This is a genomic window from Veillonella agrestimuris (assembly GCF_943193065.1).
In the GTDB taxonomy this organism is placed as follows: Bacteria; Bacillota; Negativicutes; order Veillonellales; family Veillonellaceae; genus Veillonella; species Veillonella agrestimuris.
On sequence record NZ_CALPCS010000003.1, the window covers coordinates 56,011 to 73,980 of the forward strand.

General features: G+C 40.5%; 14 protein-coding genes. 13 read left to right on the forward strand and 1 reads right to left on the reverse strand.

Features of this window, described 5'->3' with window-relative positions; genetic code table 11:
• Nucleotides 1–127: 127 nt before the first annotated feature.
• A complete protein-coding gene (locus NFR29_RS02160; protein ID WP_251422551.1) occupies nt 128–3,871 on the reverse strand; it encodes a phosphoribosylformylglycinamidine synthase in 3,744 nt (1,247 codons plus the stop codon).
• A gap of 188 nt (nt 3,872–4,059) precedes the next feature.
• Between NFR29_RS02160 and NFR29_RS02165 the strand changes: the two genes are divergently transcribed.
• From NFR29_RS02165 to NFR29_RS02225, 13 genes are all read left to right on the forward strand, one after another.
• Nucleotides 4,060–4,965, forward strand: coding sequence for a LysR family transcriptional regulator (locus NFR29_RS02165; RefSeq protein WP_251422555.1), 906 nt, complete (start codon nt 4,060–4,062; stop codon nt 4,963–4,965).
• 158 nt (nt 4,966–5,123) lie between these two features.
• Nucleotides 5,124–5,699, forward strand: coding sequence for a xanthine phosphoribosyltransferase (locus tag NFR29_RS02170; RefSeq protein WP_251422558.1), 576 nt, complete (start codon nt 5,124–5,126; stop codon nt 5,697–5,699).
• A gap of 143 nt (nt 5,700–5,842) precedes the next feature.
• Nucleotides 5,843–6,292: a YbjN domain-containing protein gene (locus tag NFR29_RS02175; protein WP_251422561.1), complete on the forward strand. Its 450-nt coding sequence runs from the start codon at nt 5,843–5,845 to the stop codon at nt 6,290–6,292.
• A 9-nt stretch (nt 6,293–6,301) separates the two neighbouring features.
• Entirely contained in the window at nt 6,302–6,742 is a 441-nt protein-coding gene (locus tag NFR29_RS02180) for a hypothetical protein (protein WP_251422564.1), read from the forward strand.
• Nucleotides 6,743–7,092: 350 nt separating this feature from the next.
• Nucleotides 7,093–7,578 carry a 5-(carboxyamino)imidazole ribonucleotide mutase gene (purE, locus tag NFR29_RS02185; RefSeq protein WP_251422567.1) on the forward strand — a complete coding sequence of 162 codons (486 nt, stop codon included), beginning with the start codon at nt 7,093–7,095 and terminating at the stop codon, nt 7,576–7,578.
• A gap of 91 nt (nt 7,579–7,669) precedes the next feature.
• Nucleotides 7,670–8,398, forward strand: coding sequence for a phosphoribosylaminoimidazolesuccinocarboxamide synthase (gene purC / locus NFR29_RS02190; RefSeq protein ID WP_251422570.1), 729 nt, complete (start codon nt 7,670–7,672; stop codon nt 8,396–8,398).
• A 14-nt stretch (nt 8,399–8,412) separates the two neighbouring features.
• Nucleotides 8,413–9,831, forward strand: a complete 1,419-nt coding sequence (gene purF, locus NFR29_RS02195) for an amidophosphoribosyltransferase (protein ID WP_251422573.1) — start codon at nt 8,413–8,415, stop codon at nt 9,829–9,831.
• Complete coding sequence (gene purM, locus NFR29_RS02200; RefSeq protein ID WP_251422576.1) at nt 9,818–10,882, forward strand: phosphoribosylformylglycinamidine cyclo-ligase; 1,065 nt, start codon at nt 9,818–9,820, stop codon at nt 10,880–10,882. Before purF ends, purM begins: the two co-directional genes overlap by 14 nt.
• 77 nt (nt 10,883–10,959) lie before the next feature.
• Nucleotides 10,960–11,580 (forward strand): phosphoribosylglycinamide formyltransferase, encoded by a 621-nt coding sequence (gene purN, locus NFR29_RS02205; RefSeq protein WP_251422579.1) that lies wholly within the window; start codon nt 10,960–10,962, stop codon nt 11,578–11,580.
• Nucleotides 11,573–13,102, forward strand: coding sequence for a bifunctional phosphoribosylaminoimidazolecarboxamide formyltransferase/IMP cyclohydrolase (gene purH / locus NFR29_RS02210; protein ID WP_251422582.1), 1,530 nt, complete (start codon nt 11,573–11,575; stop codon nt 13,100–13,102). Before purN ends, purH begins: the two co-directional genes overlap by 8 nt.
• A 46-nt stretch (nt 13,103–13,148) precedes the next feature.
• Nucleotides 13,149–14,411 carry a phosphoribosylamine--glycine ligase gene (gene purD / locus NFR29_RS02215; RefSeq protein WP_251422585.1) on the forward strand — a complete coding sequence of 421 codons (1,263 nt, stop codon included), beginning with the start codon at nt 13,149–13,151 and terminating at the stop codon, nt 14,409–14,411.
• An 11-nt stretch (nt 14,412–14,422) separates the two neighbouring features.
• Nucleotides 14,423–15,262, forward strand: coding sequence for a uracil-DNA glycosylase (locus NFR29_RS02220; RefSeq protein ID WP_338146895.1), 840 nt, complete (start codon nt 14,423–14,425; stop codon nt 15,260–15,262).
• 410 nt (nt 15,263–15,672) lie between these two features.
• The gene (locus NFR29_RS02225; RefSeq protein WP_338146896.1) at nt 15,673–17,820 is read left to right on the forward strand and encodes a ribonuclease J; all 2,148 of its coding nucleotides are present in this window, start codon (nt 15,673–15,675) and stop codon (nt 17,818–17,820) included.
• Nucleotides 17,821–17,970: the final 150 nt, after the last annotated feature.

A 17,970-nucleotide genomic window follows, 5' to 3' on the forward strand; every position in this document is an offset into this window, starting at 1 on the left:
CTGACATATTGCAGTGAATATGCCAGGTTTATATATCGTAGCAATATTTCTTTATAAATAATACTAATTATTTCGGTAAAAATCAATGTTTACCTACTATTAGGTGTTAGAAATTTTAAAGATTATCTTATTTAAAATATTTAACACCAGACGTGAAGATTGGCATCTCTAATAATCCTGGAATATTTTTGCTAATGCCATCACCGCAGCGCTCAGAGTGTGCCATTTTACCAAATACGCGGCCATCTGGACTATAGATACCTTCGATGGCGGCTACTGATTGGTTTGGATTGAACCGTGCATCCATGGATGCAATGCCTTCGAAATCAACGTATTGCGTAGCGATTTGACCAGAACGATTAAATTCGAGCACTTGTTGTGGGCTCGCAATAAAACGACCTTCACCGTGAGAAATAGGTACTGTATAGATTTCACCAGCTTTGGCATCGCTCATCCAAGGGGATTTTGTAGAAATAACCTTGGTTTGTACCATGCGAGAGACATGACGACCGATGGTGTTGAAAGTCAATGTAGGATGTGCTTCTGTCAACGGTTCAACGTGACCGCCAGGGAGAAGACCTAGTTTAATCAACGCTTGGAAGCCATTACAAATGCCTAGAACGAGACCATCTTGTTGGTATAACAAGTTTTCTAACCCTTCTGATAAGGCTGGATTGCGGAATAAAGTAGCCATAAATTTACCAGACCCGTCTGGTTCATCACCACCGCTAAAGCCGCCTGGGAACATAAGGATATGAGATTCTTTTAATTTTTTCTGAATCACATCGATAGATTCTTGTAATTGCGCTGTCGTTTGGTTGCGAATGACTACAATATCTGCTTCTGCACCAGCTTTTTCAAAGGCGCGCGCTGAATCGAATTCGCAGTTTGTACCTGGGAATACAGGAATTAAGACTTTCGGTTTTGCTCCTAATGGATTGATGCGCGGCGATGCTTGTTGGTCGTGAATGTACGCCACTGCTTCGCCGGTACTAGATTCTGCTTGTAATGGAAAGATATCTTGTAGTGGTGCTTCGTAAGCTTCTTGCACTTCTTTGAGAGATACTTCTTGACCATTCCATTCGATAACTGGTTTTTCTTGGGTTACAGCGATGACTTTCACATCAGGTAATTCTAATAAAGCGTTTACTGCTTTAATATCTACTTCGACGATGAAAGAACCGATAGCTGGTTGGAAAATAGCTCGTTCTGCATAGGTATCAAATTTTACGCCAATATTGTTGCCGAGAGCCATTTTTGTAACTGCTTCAGGAATGCCCCCTTGATCGACTACATAAGTTGAATACACACGGCCCTTTTCGATTTGTTCTTGTAAGATTTCGCAGTTTTCTTTGAAGCGATCCCAATCTGGCGTATCGTTATAGGTGCGTGGTAAATCGAGGATCACAAGGCGGTTGTTAACGCCTTTAATATCTTGACTTGTAATGCGTGACATTGGCGCCATAGTAGCGGCAAAAGATACGAGAGTAGGAGGCACTGTTAAGTCCATAAAGGTACCACTCATAGAGTCTTTGCCGCCAATGGCAGCAATGCCTAATTCTTTTTGCGCCCTATAAGCGCCTAGCAAAGCTGCTACAGGTTGTCCCCAAGATTCTTTGGAATGGAGACGTTCAAAATATTCTTGGAGTGTTAAGTATGTATCTTCTACGCGGCCGCCAAGAGCTACGACTTTAGCTACTGATAAAAGTACAGCATATTGAGCGCCATGGAATGGACTCCAAGCAGATAACTCTGGTACAAAGCCGTGTGTCATAATACTGGTAGTAGTCGTTTCGCCGTGTAATACAGGAAGTTTAGCTACCATCCCTTGGGTTGGTGTTTTTTGATATTTACCACCAAAAGGCATAAGAACTGTATTGGAGCCTACAGTGCTGTCGAATTGTTCGGCTAAACCTTGTTGTGAGCATGTGTTGAGTGTAGATACAGCAGATAGCCATTGCTCTTTGAAGTTGTCTGCACTGGCAGAACCACGGCGGAAGTAAGATATTTCGTTTGGTGCTGTAATGATTGCTTCTTGTTGTTGTGCAGCACCATTTGTGTTTAAAAAGTCTCGGCTAATATCTACGATAGTTTGACCTTGCCAAGTCATGATGAGGCGGTTCGTATCTGTTACATCAGCAACAACAGTGCATTCAAGGTTTTCTTCATCGCAGTATGTAGCAAAGGCTGCTACGTCTTCTGGAGCAATGACACAGGCCATGCGTTCTTGTGATTCGGAAATAGCCAGTTCGGTGCCGTCCAAACCGTCGTATTTTTTCGGTACTAAGTCGAGATTGATTGTAACGCCATCTGTTAATTCACCAATCGCTACAGACACGCCACCAGCGCCAAAATCGTTGCAACGCTTAATGAGAGTCGTAACTTCAGGGCGTCGGAATAAACGTTGAATTTTGCGTTCTGTTAGGGCGTTGCCTTTTTGAACTTCTGCACCACAAGTAGAAAGGGAGTCGATGGTATGTTTTTTAGAAGAACCGGTAGCGCCACCACAGCCGTCGCGACCTGTTTTACCACCTAATAAAACGACTACGTCTCCAGCAATCGGGACTTCGCGGCGTACTTGAGCGCGTGGAGCTGCACCGATAACAGCACCAATCTCCATTCGTTTTGCTACGTAGCCAGGATGGTAATATTCTTTTACTTCACCTGTGGCAAGACCGATTTGGTTGCCATAAGAAGCATATCCACGAGCAGCCTCTTGAGTGATTTTCTTTTGAGGTAATTTGCCTTCTAATGTGTCTGCTAAAGGTGTTCGTGGATCGCTGCTGCCAGTGACACGCATCGTTTGGTATACATAGGAGCGGCCGCTTAATGGATCTCGAATACAACCACCTAAACAAGTGGCAGCACCACCGAATGGTTCGATTTCAGTAGGGTGATTGTGTGTTTCGTTTTTGAAAAGAAGGAGCCATTCTTCTTCTTTTCCATCTACATCTACAGGTACGATGATAGTGCAAGCGTTGATTTCATCGGATTCGTCAAGACTGGCAAGGCCGCCAACGAGCCGTAATTCTTTTGCTGCTAATGTAGCCATATCCATGAGAGAGCGGCCTTTTACCTTCGTTGTATACACTAAGTTGCGCCCTTCTGTGTAGGATTCTAATGCTTCTACGATGGGTGTAGTAAAACGGTTTTCTTCAATTGTAATGTCTGTTAACTCCGTCATAAATGTAGTGTGACGGCAGTGATCAGACCAATAGGTATCGAACAAGCGGATTTCTGTCACTGTGGGGTTACGGTGCTCTACCGTAGCGTATTGCTTTTGGATGAGTTTAATATCTGCTAAGGTCATAGCCAAACCGTAGTCTTTGATGAGCATTTCTAGTTCAGAATTACTCATGGTTGTAAACCCATTAATATTAGCAATAGGTGCTGGCTCTTCTAATTGATAGGCTAATGTAGATGGTATGTCGAGGTTTGCTTCGCGAGAATCGACAGGGTTAATGTAGTGTGCTTTGATGGTGCTTTGTTGCTCTTCTGTTAGGGCGCCTTCAATGACAAAGAGGCGAGCGCAACGTACGGTGTGACCTGTAGTGAGGGTCAACATAGAAATACATTGCTCCGCGCTATCTGCACGTTGATCATATTGGCCAGGTACATATTCAATAGCAAATGTGAAAGCATCATTCGGCGTGTCGATGGCATGGGTGATGATGTCAACAGGAGGTTCAGAGAAAATTAAGTGTTTAGCTTTCTCTAAGGCTTCTTCGTCGAGATGTTCGATATCGTACCGTTCATATATAGTCACCTTCGTAGCAGGAATATTTAATTCTTCTTGAATAGTCTTTAACATGTGATTCGCTTCGTGGGCGAAGGCATCTTGTTTTCTTACAAATAATCGTTGAATAGCCATATAGCCTCCTGTACTATGCAGAATAATAAATCGATGGAGTTGACAAGATAAGTATAGTAGGTCTAGACTTATAAGTAAAGATAATCTTACTTATAAACAAATTAATCTTGCTAATGAATTTGTATTTCTTATGAAGATTGAAAATAAAGCAATCAGTCGATATATAGTATATAACAGTGGAGGCGAAAATGGCAGTATCAGCAGATTTATACAGAGCATTTTTAGGTGTTGGATTATATTTATCCTTTTCAAGAGCTGCAAAAGAATTGGGCGTCTCCCAATCTGCAATTAGCCAAAGTATCAAACAATTGGAAAGTGAATTGAATATGCCGTTATTTGTGCGTACTACTAAATCGGTAACATTCACGCCGGAAGGGAAGGAGCTTTTCGATACCGTTGCGAAAGCGTTCTCCATTTTAGATAATGGTGTTACCCAATTACAAGAACGGGTTAATCAAGCTTATGAAAGTCTAAATTTAGCCGCTACCGATACGTTGTGTCGCCATTTCTTATTGCCTTACTTCCATAAATGGCAATTGCAAGAAAGTGAATTTGGATTGCATATTATTAATAAGCCGTCTCCTGATTGTGTAGAGTTAGTAATTAATAAAGAAGCACAATTGGCTGTTGTTAACGATTATGAAGGGTTGCGAAGTAATCCTCAATTAGAAGTTACCACATTGGCGAGCATTCAAGATATTTTCGTAGGCGGTCACGAATATAAGGGCGCTGGATTTTACGATCAGGGGCGTTTGTTAAATGAACCGATGTTGCTCTTAGAAAAGGGCACGGCTAGTCGTACATTCTTTGATGAAGTGACGCATGGTGCGTGTAGTAAACCTCGTTTTGAATTGAGTAGCGTCGATGTACTCCTTGATTTAGTGGAAATTAATATGGGTATCGCTATGTTGCCGAGTAATGTAGTACAAGAAAAAATGCAAGAAGGCTCTATCGTGAAAATCGATACGGATATTCCTGTACCGACACGCGATATCGTATTAGTACGGTCTCGTCTCGTTCCACAATCGGAAGGAGCTGCTCGATTTACTTCGTTATTGGTGAACCAAGAAGATAAGCGGGATAAAATATTATAATTTTGAATCTATGGTATAAATAGAATTCAATTAGTTATAAACCTATACATTTATCAAAAAACACACTTTATTCTTTTACAGATAAAGTGTGTTTTTAGTTGACCCTAAGGGGGATAATACGATAAAATTTAATAATAGTTAATGCGGAGGTAAACAACATGGAATTATTAAAACAACGCATTCGTGAGGAAGGTATTGTTCTCAACAATCGAGTGTTGAAAGTGGATGGTTTCTTAAATCATCAAATTGATCCTCAATTGTTTAAAGCCATTGGTAAAGAAATTGCAAATCGCTATCGCGATGCAGGGGTGCAACGAATCGTAACGATTGAAGCATCTGGTATTGCTTTGGCTTTGATGGTAGCCCTTGAATTAGACGTGCCTTTAGTATTTGCACGTAAGAAAAAATCGATTTTAATGGTCGATGATGTATATCATTCTGTTGTATATTCCTATACAAAAGAGGAAAATTACGACATTACTATTTCTAAGAAATTCTTGCCAGCTGGTGAGAAAGTATTGATCATTGATGATTTCTTGGCTAGCGGAGAAGCAGCTATGGGCCTTGCTAATCTCGTTAAAGATGCTGGTGATGAGGTGGTAGGGATGGCGATTGCTATTGAAAAATCATTCCAACCGGGGCGAGAACGTTTAGAAAATGCAGGGTTCCGCGTAGAATCTTTAGTTCGTATTAAAGAATTCAAAGATAATACTTGTGTATTTTTAGATGATTAATAGCGAGTATTACAGATAAGGTTTATAGACAGACATTGCAGATGTTCGGAGAACTATAGTCCTTCGAATATCCTAGTAAAAGCTAGTTTGTGTTAGTACTTAGTACTTAAATATATATTTATAGTATTTGTAAGGTGAAAGTGATGAATAATAAAGCAGCACAATTTGATGTATTAGTAGAAGAGTTAAATAAAGAAGGTAACACTTGGTTTGTTAAGGATGTTGTGGAAAATGATGAGCTTGGTACTGTTGTATACCATGGTCATTTAAATATTAACGACCGTGATTTACCAGTTTTTGTCGTATTAGACAATTCCGTATTTTCTTTCGTTCGCGTTGCATTAACGACAAATGGCGTAGATAAACGAAAAGTAAAAACAATTGTAACGAAATTAAATGAATTAAACCAAACTTATAAAGCATTCAAATACTATTTATTAGATAGTGACAGCAATATCTATTTAGATGCGTCTGTTCCAACTGGCGACGATAATTTTGATCCTGCTTTATTAGTTAATCTTTTATTACAAGTAGTTCGACCACATTTAGTAGAAGTACACGAAGATGTCTTGGCAGTAGCAGGCCAAAAATAAGAGGTTACTATGAATCCTAAAGCGTTAGCTTTTGATAAATTTTTAAAGGAAGAAGAAATCACCGCTTTTGAGCGTAAAGATTTTGAAGATGAAGACGGTACAGTTGTGTATCGGTCTTATATTAAATCGCCTTTATGGGACATGCCATTGTTCGTCATTTTAGATCATAGCATTTATAGTGTCATTCGATTAGTAGTCGGTCCTGAGAAGGTGACTGAACAAAATTTACAAGCTCTTAATGTTTTGATCAATCGTGAAAATGCGACATATAAGAACTTTAAATTGTATGTAGATGAACAAGATAATAGTCTCTATTTAGATTGTATCTATATGAGTGCAGATGATGCTTTTGAACCAGCCTTAATGTATGCACTTATGACGTCTATTGTAGATTACATTCCAGAAGCAGTGAGTTATTTCAAAGTTGCTTTTGACAGTCACATACAATAATTGTATAGTGAATAAAATTAAATAGAGTATTCATAAAATAGTTAATGAAAAAGAAGGTTTCTATGCGGATCCGCATAGGAACCTTCTTTTTATCATAAAAGTTTGAAAGTTAAAGTTCGGAATATAACGAATGATAAAAATATTTAATATAAAATTATTCGAAAAATTGGTTGACGGGTGATACACTCTTTGTTACAATTTACGTAATGATTGGAGGCGATTAATATGATGAAGACTAATATGCAAGTAGTAATGAATGTCCATAAATTTAGTGTGCCTTCTTCTGTTAACGCTAGTGGTGCGCAAACTCGGCCTTTTGTGGGCTGAGTTTTTTTATTTTAGGAGGAACAATGAAAGTTGGTATTATTATGGGCAGTAAGTCCGATATAAGTACGATGCAAGTTGCCGCTGCTATATTAAAAGAATTTGGAATGCCTTATGAAATGGTCATTGCATCTGCACATCGCACACCAGAAGCGGTAAAATCCTTTGTGGAGCGATTGGAGTCAGAAGGCGCTATTGCTTTTATTGCTGGCGCTGGTGCAGCAGCTCATCTACCAGGTGTAGTAGCTAGCTTTACTACATTGCCAGTCATTGGCGTACCTCTTAATGCAACAGCTTTAAAAGGAATTGATGCACTCTTGGCAATCGTTCAAATGCCGTCAGGCATGCCTGTAGCAACTATGGCTGTGGATGGGGCTAAAAATGCTGCTCTATTTACTGTTCAAATTGGGGCTGCTTTCAATGAAGACTTGAAAGCACGATATGTAGCGTATCGGAAAGATATGGCCGATAAAGTGATGGCTGATAATGATGTATTACAACAGACTTTGTAGGAGTATATTGGAATAGCGAAGGATTGCTAAATAATTGAAGTTTGAAATAGCTTGTTAGATACAATTGACGTAGTGTTACAGGAGGGATACCATGGTGGCTATTAATTTAGATAAATTAGAGTTATTGTACGAGGGTAAAGCAAAAGAAGTATATAAAACAGGTAGCTCTGCAGCGTATATCGTTCATTACAAAGATGATGCTACAGCTTTTAATGGGGAAAAACACGATATTATTTTCGGAAAAGGTGTATTGAATAATAAAATTTCTTCTTTCTTTTTTGAATTGCTTAAAAATGAAGGGGTACCAACACACTTCATTCGCCGTGAAGATGATCGAAATCAATTGGTGTTAACATTAGATATTCTTCCTCTAGAAGTTATTGTTCGAAATATTGCAGCTGGTTCAATGGCAAAACGTTTCGGTATTGAAGAAGGTACCTCACTAAAACATCCCATTTTAGAATTTTGTTATAAAAATGATGCATTAGGCGATCCTTTTGCCAATGAGTCTCAAATTACAGCTTTTGGGTGGGCTACACAAGAACAACTTGATGGAATTAAAGCAATTGCTATGAAGGTTAACTCCATTCTTACTACATTCTTAGCGACTAAAAATATAACATTAGTCGATTTTAAACTGGAATTTGGGCTTCATGATGGAGCTCTTCTTTTAGGGGATGAAATCTCTCCTGATACATGTCGTTTCTGGGATAGCAAAACAGGTGAAAAACTTGATAAAGATAGATTCCGTCGAGACTTAGGCAATATTGAAGATGCTTATAAAGAAATGTTGTTTCGATTAACTGGTGAGAAAGCATAACCTAGGAGTTATTGATGAATTACGATCCGATTTTTGATAAGTGGCATGAAGAGTGTGGTGTTTTTGGTATATTTGACCGCACCTTAGATGTATCAAGATATGTGTACTGGGGGCTTTTTGCGCTTCAACATAGAGGCCAAGAAAGCGCTGGTATTGCTATTACTGATGGGCATGAAGTGGAACTAAAAAAAGGGATGGGCCTTTTAACAGAAGCCATTAAGGAATTACCTTCTTTAAGCGGTCATATTGGAAATGGTCACGTCCGTTACTCTACGACGGGATCTAATAATCCACGCAATATTCAACCTCTTGTGATTCATTATCAAGGAGGTCACATTTCGGTGGCTCACAATGGAAATTTGACCAATGCCTTGGACATTCGTCGTCGCTTAGAGGATCAAGGCTCTATTTTCCAAACTACCATGGATTCGGAAGTTATCGTAAACCTCATTGCTCGTTCGAAAGAAGCGACAGCAGAAGCTCGTATTGCCGAAGCAGCGCGTCAAATTGAAGGCGCTTTTTCTCTCGTTATTGCCACCAATGATTCCCTTATCGGTTTGCGCGATCCCAATGGATTTAGACCGCTTTGTTTGGGGAAAACAGAAAATGGTTATGTATTGTCTAGTGAAAGCTGTGCTTTTGATGCTATTAAGGCGGAATTTATCCGTCATATCGAGCCTGGTGAAATGGTCGTCATTAACGAGAGCGGTGTGCGCAGCACTATCTATGCAGATTCTGTAAAAATAGATAAGAAATTATGCGTTTTTGAATATATTTACTTTGCTCGTTCTGACAGTCATATTGATGGACAATCGGTGTACCAATGTCGGCTCAATATGGGGCGTGAATTATATAAGGAAACTCAATATGATGCAGATCTTGTTATGGCCATTCCCGATTCTGGAACGACGGCAGCTCTCGGCTATGCGCGGGCTTCCGGACTTCCTTTTGTGGAAGGGCTCATTAAAAACCGCTATAGTGGGCGGACTTTTATCAAGCCGAATCAAGAAGAACGAGAACTAGCGGTACGCATGAAGCTAAATGCCTTGCCAGAGGTGGTGAAAGATAAGCGCATCGTTCTCATCGATGATTCTATTGTGCGAGGAACGACGAGCGGACTTATTGTAAAGATGTTAAAAGAAGCAGGAGCGAAAGAAATTTATTTGTGCATTAGTTCACCAGCTATTGAATATTCTTGTCATTATGGTATCGATACATCGGTGCGTAAAGAATTGATTGCAGCCACCCATACGGTGGAAGAAATTAGAAACTATATACAAGCAGATAAATTGCATTATTTATCCAAAGACGGATTGTGTCGCGCAGTGTCTGGTATTGATGCGGATGATTTGTGCTTTGCTTGTTTCGATGGGCAATATAGTGTGAATATACCGATAGATCAAGAGGAAGGGGTTAAATATGTGCTCGAATAATAAAGGATTGACCTACCGTGATGCAGGTGTTGATATCGATGCTGGTAACCGCGCTGTACAGTTGATGAAAGATTCTGTAAAAGCTACTTATACGGATGGTGTTGTAGGCGATTTAGGTGGCTTTGGAGGACTCTATTCCTTGGCGGGTCATTCCATGGAAGAGCCTATGCTCGTATCTGGTACAGATGGGGTAGGCACTAAGTTGCGTCTTGCTATTATGATGGATAAACACGATACTATCGGCCAAGACTGTGTAGCTATGAGTGTAAACGACATCCTTGTACAAGGGGCAACACCTTTGTTTTTCCTCGACTATATTGCGGTTGGTAAATTAGATCCTGTACAAGTAGCTCATATCGTAGGAGGCGTAGCGAAGGCTTGTCAAGAATCCGGTTGTGCTTTGCTAGGCGGTGAAACGGCGGAAATGGCCGGATTTTACGGAGATGGCGATTATGATGTAGCAGGTTTTGCTGTAGGTATCGTAGATCGGCCTAAACTCATTACTGGCGAATCTATCAAAGCTGGCGATGTCATTTTGGGATTGCCTTCTTCAGGGGTTCACTCTAATGGATTTTCCTTAGTTCGCAAAATCGTTTTTGACCATAAAGGCTTTACTATTGATTCAGAAATTCCAGAGTTTGGTAAAACATTAGGGGAAGAATTATTGATTCCAACACGCCTATATCCACAGGCCGTATTGCCACTGGTAAAAGAAAATTACATTAAAGGTATGGTTCATATTACGGGCGGCGGTTTTTATGAAAATATTCCTCGTGTATTGCCAACAGGCGTAACTGCTGAAATCGATGTTGATACATGGCCAACGTTGCCAGTATTTACTAAATTACAAGAGTGGGGCAACGTTGACTGGCCTGAAATGTATCGCACTTTCAATATGGGAATCGGTATGATTCTCATTGTTGACCGTGCTGATGTAGCACCGGTAAAAGAAAATTTACAAAACCGTGGTGAAGCGGTTTTTGAGATCGGTCGTATTGTGGACGGTGATGGACCTATTGTATTGACTGGTACTGGTTTTACTAAACTCTGAAAAGGGATTCATATTGGTAAAAATGTAGCATACTAGTTATAAAATGGGGCCGATTCTTTTGTAGTTAGGACGAAAAGATGAGTAAAAAGAAACGATTAGCCTTATTTGCCAGTGGGAGAGGAACCAATGGAGAGGCTTTGTATAAGGCTATGCAAGAGGGCCGTATTAATGGAGAATTTGCTCTCATTATTACGGATCATGGTGATGCAGGGATTATTGAACGATCGAAATCATGGGGGATTCCCGTATTCGTTATTGAACGAAGTGATTATGCTTCAAAAGAAGATTTTGAAGGGGCTCAATTACAAGTATTGGCTCAGTATGATATAGATGGTATCGTGTTGGCGGGTTATATGCGCATTGTGGGGGCTGAACTAATTGCCGCTTATGAGCATAAAATTCTCAACATTCATCCAGCTTTACTACCTTCGTTTCCGGGACTACATGGACATCAGCAAGCTCTTGATGCAGGTGTGAAAGTGACTGGTTGTACTGTTCACTTCGTAGATGCAGGTATGGATACGGGGCCTATTATTTTGCAATGTACTGTACCTGTTTATGCTGATGATACAGAAGAAACCTTGTCCGAACGGTTACTTCCAGTAGAACATCAAACGTACATAGAAGCATTAGCTCTATTTTGTAAGGACGCTCTCGTTATGGATGGGCGCATTGTAAGGAGAAAAGATAATGATTAAAAATGCACTTCTCAGTGTTTCTGATAAAACTGGTATCGTTGACTTTGCTCGCGGGTTAGTTGCTTTAGGCGTAACGATTTATTCTACAGGAGGCACTTTGAAAGTTCTTACTGATGCTGGTGTATCTGCTACGCCGGTAGAATCCCTTACAGGATTTCCTGAAATGATGGACGGCCGTGTTAAGACTTTGCATCCAAAGGTGCACGGTGGTATTTTAGCTGTTCGGGACAATGCAGATCATCGCACTGCTATGGAGGCTCATAATATGGAACCTATTGACTTAGTCGTAGTCAACCTTTATCCGTTCCGTGAAACCATTGCAAAACCCAATGTATCGTTAGAAGAGGCTATTGAAAATATCGATATTGGTGGCCCTACAATGGTTCGCTCGGCAGCAAAAAATCATGCTTATGTAGGAGTTGTAGTCAATCCTGAACATTATGAAACTATCATAAGCATGATAAAAGATTATGGTGAGCTTACGAAAGAGTATCGTTTTGTCTTAGCAAAAGAGGCTTTCGCTCATACAGCGGCTTATGATGTGGCTATTGCTAATTATATGAGTAGTGTTATAGGCGAAGGTCCTACGCCACCTGTCTATTTGAGTGCTTACGAAAAAGTATCCGATTTACGATACGGTGAAAATCCACATCAACAAGCGGCTTTCTATAAAGAATTTGGTCATACTCATGGTATGGGTGCTCTTAAGCAATTACATGGTAAAGAACTATCTTATAACAATATTGTAGATATGGAAGCAGCTTGGAATATGGTATGGGAATTTGCTGATCCTGCAGCGTGTATTATAAAACATACAAATCCGTGCGGTGCAGCAGTGGCTGAAAGTTTGCGAGACGCTTATGTTAATGCTTACGAAGCAGATTCCATATCCGCCTTTGGTGGAATCGTGGCGCTAAATCGAGAAGTAGATGTAGCTACAGCGGAAGAAATGGCAAAGATTTTCTTAGAAGTCATTATGGCGCCAGCTTTCACAGATGAAGCGTTAACAATTTTAAAAGAAAAGAAACAGATTCGCCTCATTGAATTGTCTAAACCAGAGTTAGGACAAGTGACAGTAAAAAAGGTATCTGGCGGTTTATTAGTACAAACGGAAGATGATATTGTTGAAAATCGAGCTAATTATAAGGTTGTTACTAAGGTGCAGCCTACTGAAGAGCAGTGGAAAGCTCTTGAATTTGCTTGGAAGCTAGTGAAACATGTTAAATCGAATGCCATTCTCGTGTCTAATGAAAAACGTACATTAGGTGTTGGGGCTGGTCAAATGAACCGCGTTGGCTCTGCTAAAATCGCCCTTGAGCAAGCTGGTGAATTAGCAGACGGAGCTGTGCTGGCGTCAGACGCATTTTTCCCATTCGGTGATACTGTAACTACTGCAGCAGAACATGGCATTAAGGCTATTATTCAACCTGGCGGATCAATTCGCGATGAAGAATCAATTAAGGTTGCCGATGAGCATGGTATTGCTATGGTATTCACTGATATGCGCCATTTCCGTCATTAAGATATGACTGTTACTCTATGATTATATATTCGTAAAGGAGTTCCTTATGAAAGTATGTGTAATCGGTAACGGTGGGCGTGAACACACTATCGCCTGGCGTTTATCTATTTCTCCGTCGGTAGAAGCTGTATATGCTGTACCTGGCAGCGATGCTATGAGAGATGTAGCAGAGTCTATTGCGCAGGATTGGACAAATACAGAGATGCTCATTGCTACTTTGAAGCAGCATGAAGTGGATTTAGTTGTCATTGGTCCTGAGGCGCCATTGGTGGCTGGTTTAGCAGATGAATTGGGAAAAGCTAACATCCCTGTATTCGGTCCGTCCAAAAGAGCCGCTCAATTAGAAGGGTCCAAAGTGTTTGCCAAAGATTTAATGAAGAAATACGACATTCCTACGGCTGCTTATGGCGTCTTCTCCGATGCGGCAGAGGCGAAGGCGTTTATTGATCGTACAGGTGCTCCTATTGTAGTCAAAGCTGATGGATTAGCAGCTGGCAAAGGTGTTGTTGTAACAATGACAGTAGAAGAAGCGCATTGTGCTGTAGATGATATGCTTAGCGGTAATCGTTTTGGTGATGCTGGTAGTACAGTAGTTATTGAAGAATTTATGGTCGGCGAAGAAGCAAGTTTGCTAGCCTTTGTAGATGGCACGACCATAGTACCTATGATTGCATCGCAAGATCATAAACGCATTTTTGATGGTGATAAAGGTCCGAATACAGGAGGTATGGGGACTTATGCACCAGCCCCGGTATTGACTGATGAATTGCGAGCTGTGGCAATGCGTACCATATTAGAACCTATGGTGAAAGCCCTGGCCGAAGAAGGAATGCCTTATGTAGGATGTTTGTATGCAGGCCTTATGATTACTGACGAAGGGCCAAAAGTAGTAGAGTTTAATGCTCGCTTTGGAGATCCAGAAACACAAGTGGTACTGCCTCTTTTAGAAGGTGATTTAGGTGAAATTATGATGGCTTGTGCTATTGGTTCCTTATCAGCAGATCAAGTAAAGTGGAAAGACGGTAGTGCAGCTTGTGTCATCCTTGCATCTAAAGGGTACCCAGAAATGTCGTCAAAAGGTGATATCATCGGTGGAGATTTGAGTAATGATGAGCATACTTTCGTATTCCACTCTGGAACGCGTCTTGAAGGAGATCATTTTGTAACAAATGGTGGCCGCGTTCTTGGGGTAGTTGGAGTAGGTGAAGATTTGAAAAAAGCTCTTGAAATAGCTTATAATCGTGTACATAGAATTACATTTGATGGTATGCAATATCGCAAGGATATTGGTGCTAAGGCTTTTAAGTAACAGGGGTTTCTATGACTTTATTTCCAGACGAACTCTTATCTCCTCGTAGCAAACAGCAACAACATGTAGAAAGCCAACGATTGGACACATATCGCCAGAAATATGAGCGATATGTGTCTACTTTTCCGCGCGAAGAAGTAGAAGCCATTGAGGCATTTGTAAAGGAATTAGAAACGTACAGCGGCACTCATGTGTTTAACCCGTGGCGCGATGTGGATCTCGAGTTAGATTACTCAATGGAAGCGAGAGAGATACGGCAAAAAAATTTAATTGTTTATTTGTTGCCACGACTAGGGCGCGCTAGTCTGTTTGTAGTTGCAGAGGCAGTAGGCTACCAAGGAGGGCGCTTTACTGGCATTGCTATTACTTGTGAACGGATGTTATTGGGGTATCATAAAACTATAGAGTCTAAGGCTGTTACAGAAATTGATTTGCTCCGTACTAGCTCGGTATCTAGCGAGCTGTTAAAACGAACGCAACGAGAACAGGGCTTTAATGAACCTACCGATACGGTAGTGTGGAATGCTATCTTAGAAGCAGGATTAGATACTTATGATGTGTTGTTGTGGAATATATTTCCTTTTCACCCACATAAAGAACAGCAGCCACTGACAAATCGGACTCCTACAGAAGAGGAACAGCGGATTGGTTTTTCTTATACTGAGCAATTGTTAGCACTGCACAAACAATGTGGAGGTGTAACTCCTTTAGTCGTAGCCGTAGGCCAAAAGTCGGCTAATACGTTAGCTACTTTTGGTTTAGACGCTATCGGTCTACGCCATCCTGCTAACGGAGGGGCGAATTTATATCGTAAAGGATTTAAAGAGGCTTTGCATCGTATAAGTATATAATTTGTATGCTTGGAATGTAGCTTACATAATATAAATTGAATGTAAGGGATATAACACAATACAATACCAATTTAAGTTACTATAGAATACCGTTAACAATAGACTTTTGTTGACGGTATTTTTGTGATATACTATTCATAACGCATGAGAGCAGTTGCTTTCATCAAATCGATCGGATTATATTGATTGTCAAACCATAGATGAATTGCAAGGATTATGAACGGTGCAGTTCTGCGTTTGGTAATGCATTATATTCATTTGCACGAGGCAAATGACAAATGAACTAGAACGGTAACAATTGAGTAGCACTATTTTTGTGCCCTTTTTTCGTGAGACGCTAGTAAATAGCGCCTTTTTCGTTTGTGCCATTTTCTCGGTAAAGATCAATTTAAGTAAATAGGTGAGAAAATATGTTAAACAAATTAATGAACAAAATTTTAGGAGGAACTGTGAATACAACAGATAATCAAGGTACTGCACAAGTGACTGCAGAATCAAATACAGGAGCAGTGCAAGAGGAACACAAACCTCGACGCCGAACAAATACGCGTCGTCCTGCACAAGGGGAGAAACGTAACACTGGTGAGAGCAATAACGGCGAAACTCGTACTCGTCGTGCTTCTAATGGTCGTGCTACTACTCGTCGTACTCGTCTAGCTAATGAAGGGGATATGCAACAAACAGAACGTAAACCTCGTCAAAGTCGTAGGCCAGCAGGCGATACTGTTAAGAAAGTCGAAAACGCTCGTACTACACGTACGAACAATCGCCGCAGTGGTGATAATCGCAATGGTGAAATGACTGGTCGCCGGCAACGTACGAATAATCGCCCAATGGCTCGTAACCATGATAAAAATTCACAAGAAACAGTGGAATTAATTGGTCGCCAGCCAAATGGCGCCAACAAAGGCAAATTCCAAATCATACCATTAGGTGGTCTTGGTGAAATTGGTAAAAATATGACTGTATTCCAATATGAAGATGAAATCATCGTATTAGATGCAGGTCTTGCTTTCCCAAGTGAAGATATGCTTGGCGTAGATATTGTTATTCCTGATATGACATACTTGATTGAAAATAAAGATCGTGTCAAAGCCGTTGTTATTACACACGGTCACGAAGATCATATCGGTTCTTTAGCATATCTGATGAAAGAAATTGATTGCCCAGTGTATGCTACAAATCTTGTGTGCGGTTTAATTGAAGGTAAATTAAAAGAACATAAAGTATCTAACAAACAACTTCGCATCGTAGAAGCAGGTGATGAAATTCAGATTGGTTCTGTCAATGTTGGTTTGATTCAAACAAATCACTCTATTCCTGACTCTTGTGCTGTATATTTTGATACGCCAATCGGTACAATCGTTCACACAGGGGACTTTAAAATCGACCAAACGCCAGTGGATGGTAAATTGATGGATATGCACAAATTTGCTGAGTTAGGCAATAAAGGCGTATTGGCGTTAATGTCTGATTCTACTAATGTAGAGAAACCAGGTTTTACTGGTTCTGAAAGCTCTGTAGGACCAGCCATTAAACAAGCCGTTGGAGAAGCGACAGGGCGCGTAGTATTAGCTACATTTGCGTCGAACGTATCCCGTATTCAACAAGCTATTGATGCGGCTGTTATGTACAATCGCAAAATTGTCGTAATGGGGCGTAGCATGGTAAATGTTACAGAAATTGCTCAAGAAAGAGGGTACTTGAATGTACCTCCAAATACGATTATCGATGTAGATGTGATGCACAATTACACAGATGATCAAATCATGATTTTGACGACTGGTTCTCAAGGGGAGCCGATGGCCGGTTTATCTCGTATGGCTACCAATAACCATCGTACTGTTGAATTGGCTCCTAATGATACAGTTATCATTTCTGCTACCCCAATTCCTGGCAATGAAGGGGCTGTTGGCAAAACGATCGATAACTTGTTGCGATTAGGCTGCCACGTAGTATATGGCAAAGATCGTGGTATTCACGTATCTGGCCATGCTAGTCAAGAAGAATTGAAAACAATGTTAAACCTTGTTCGTCCAGAGTACTTTATCCCTGTTCATGGTGAATACCGTATGCTTCGTCGTCATGGTGAATTAGGTGTTGCTATGGGCGTAGATCCTAAAAAAGTTCTCGTTGGCGACAATGGTCAAATCTTTGAGTTTGATAAAGACGGTGGCCGTATGGGCGGCCGTGTTCAAGCTGGTGCGGTTTTCGTAGACGGTCTTGGTGTAGGTGACGTAGGTAATATCGTTATTCGTGATCGCCAACAATTAGCCCAAGAAGGTATGGTTATCGTCGTTATGGCGATGGACATATCAACGGGTACAATCGTATCTGGTCCAGATCTTGTATCTCGGGGGTTCGTATATGTTCGTGATGCAGAAGAATTGATGCGTGAAGCAGAAAATCGTGTTCATGATGTTATTCACAACTGCGAAGTACAACGCATCAAAGATTGGACTACTATCAAACAAAACGTACGAGATGCATTAGGTAAATTCTTCTACGAAAAAACACGTCGTAGACCGATGATCTTACCAATTATTCAAGATGTTTAATCCGTACACTTATTGTGCCTGACAATATAATAGAGTAGAAAAGAGCTATTTTCTGAGGCTTTCATAGGCGTTGGAAGATAGCTCTTGTATATTTGAAGTTATAAAATCAAACTGATATAATTAAAAGATACTAATTATCCTTTTGTGAGG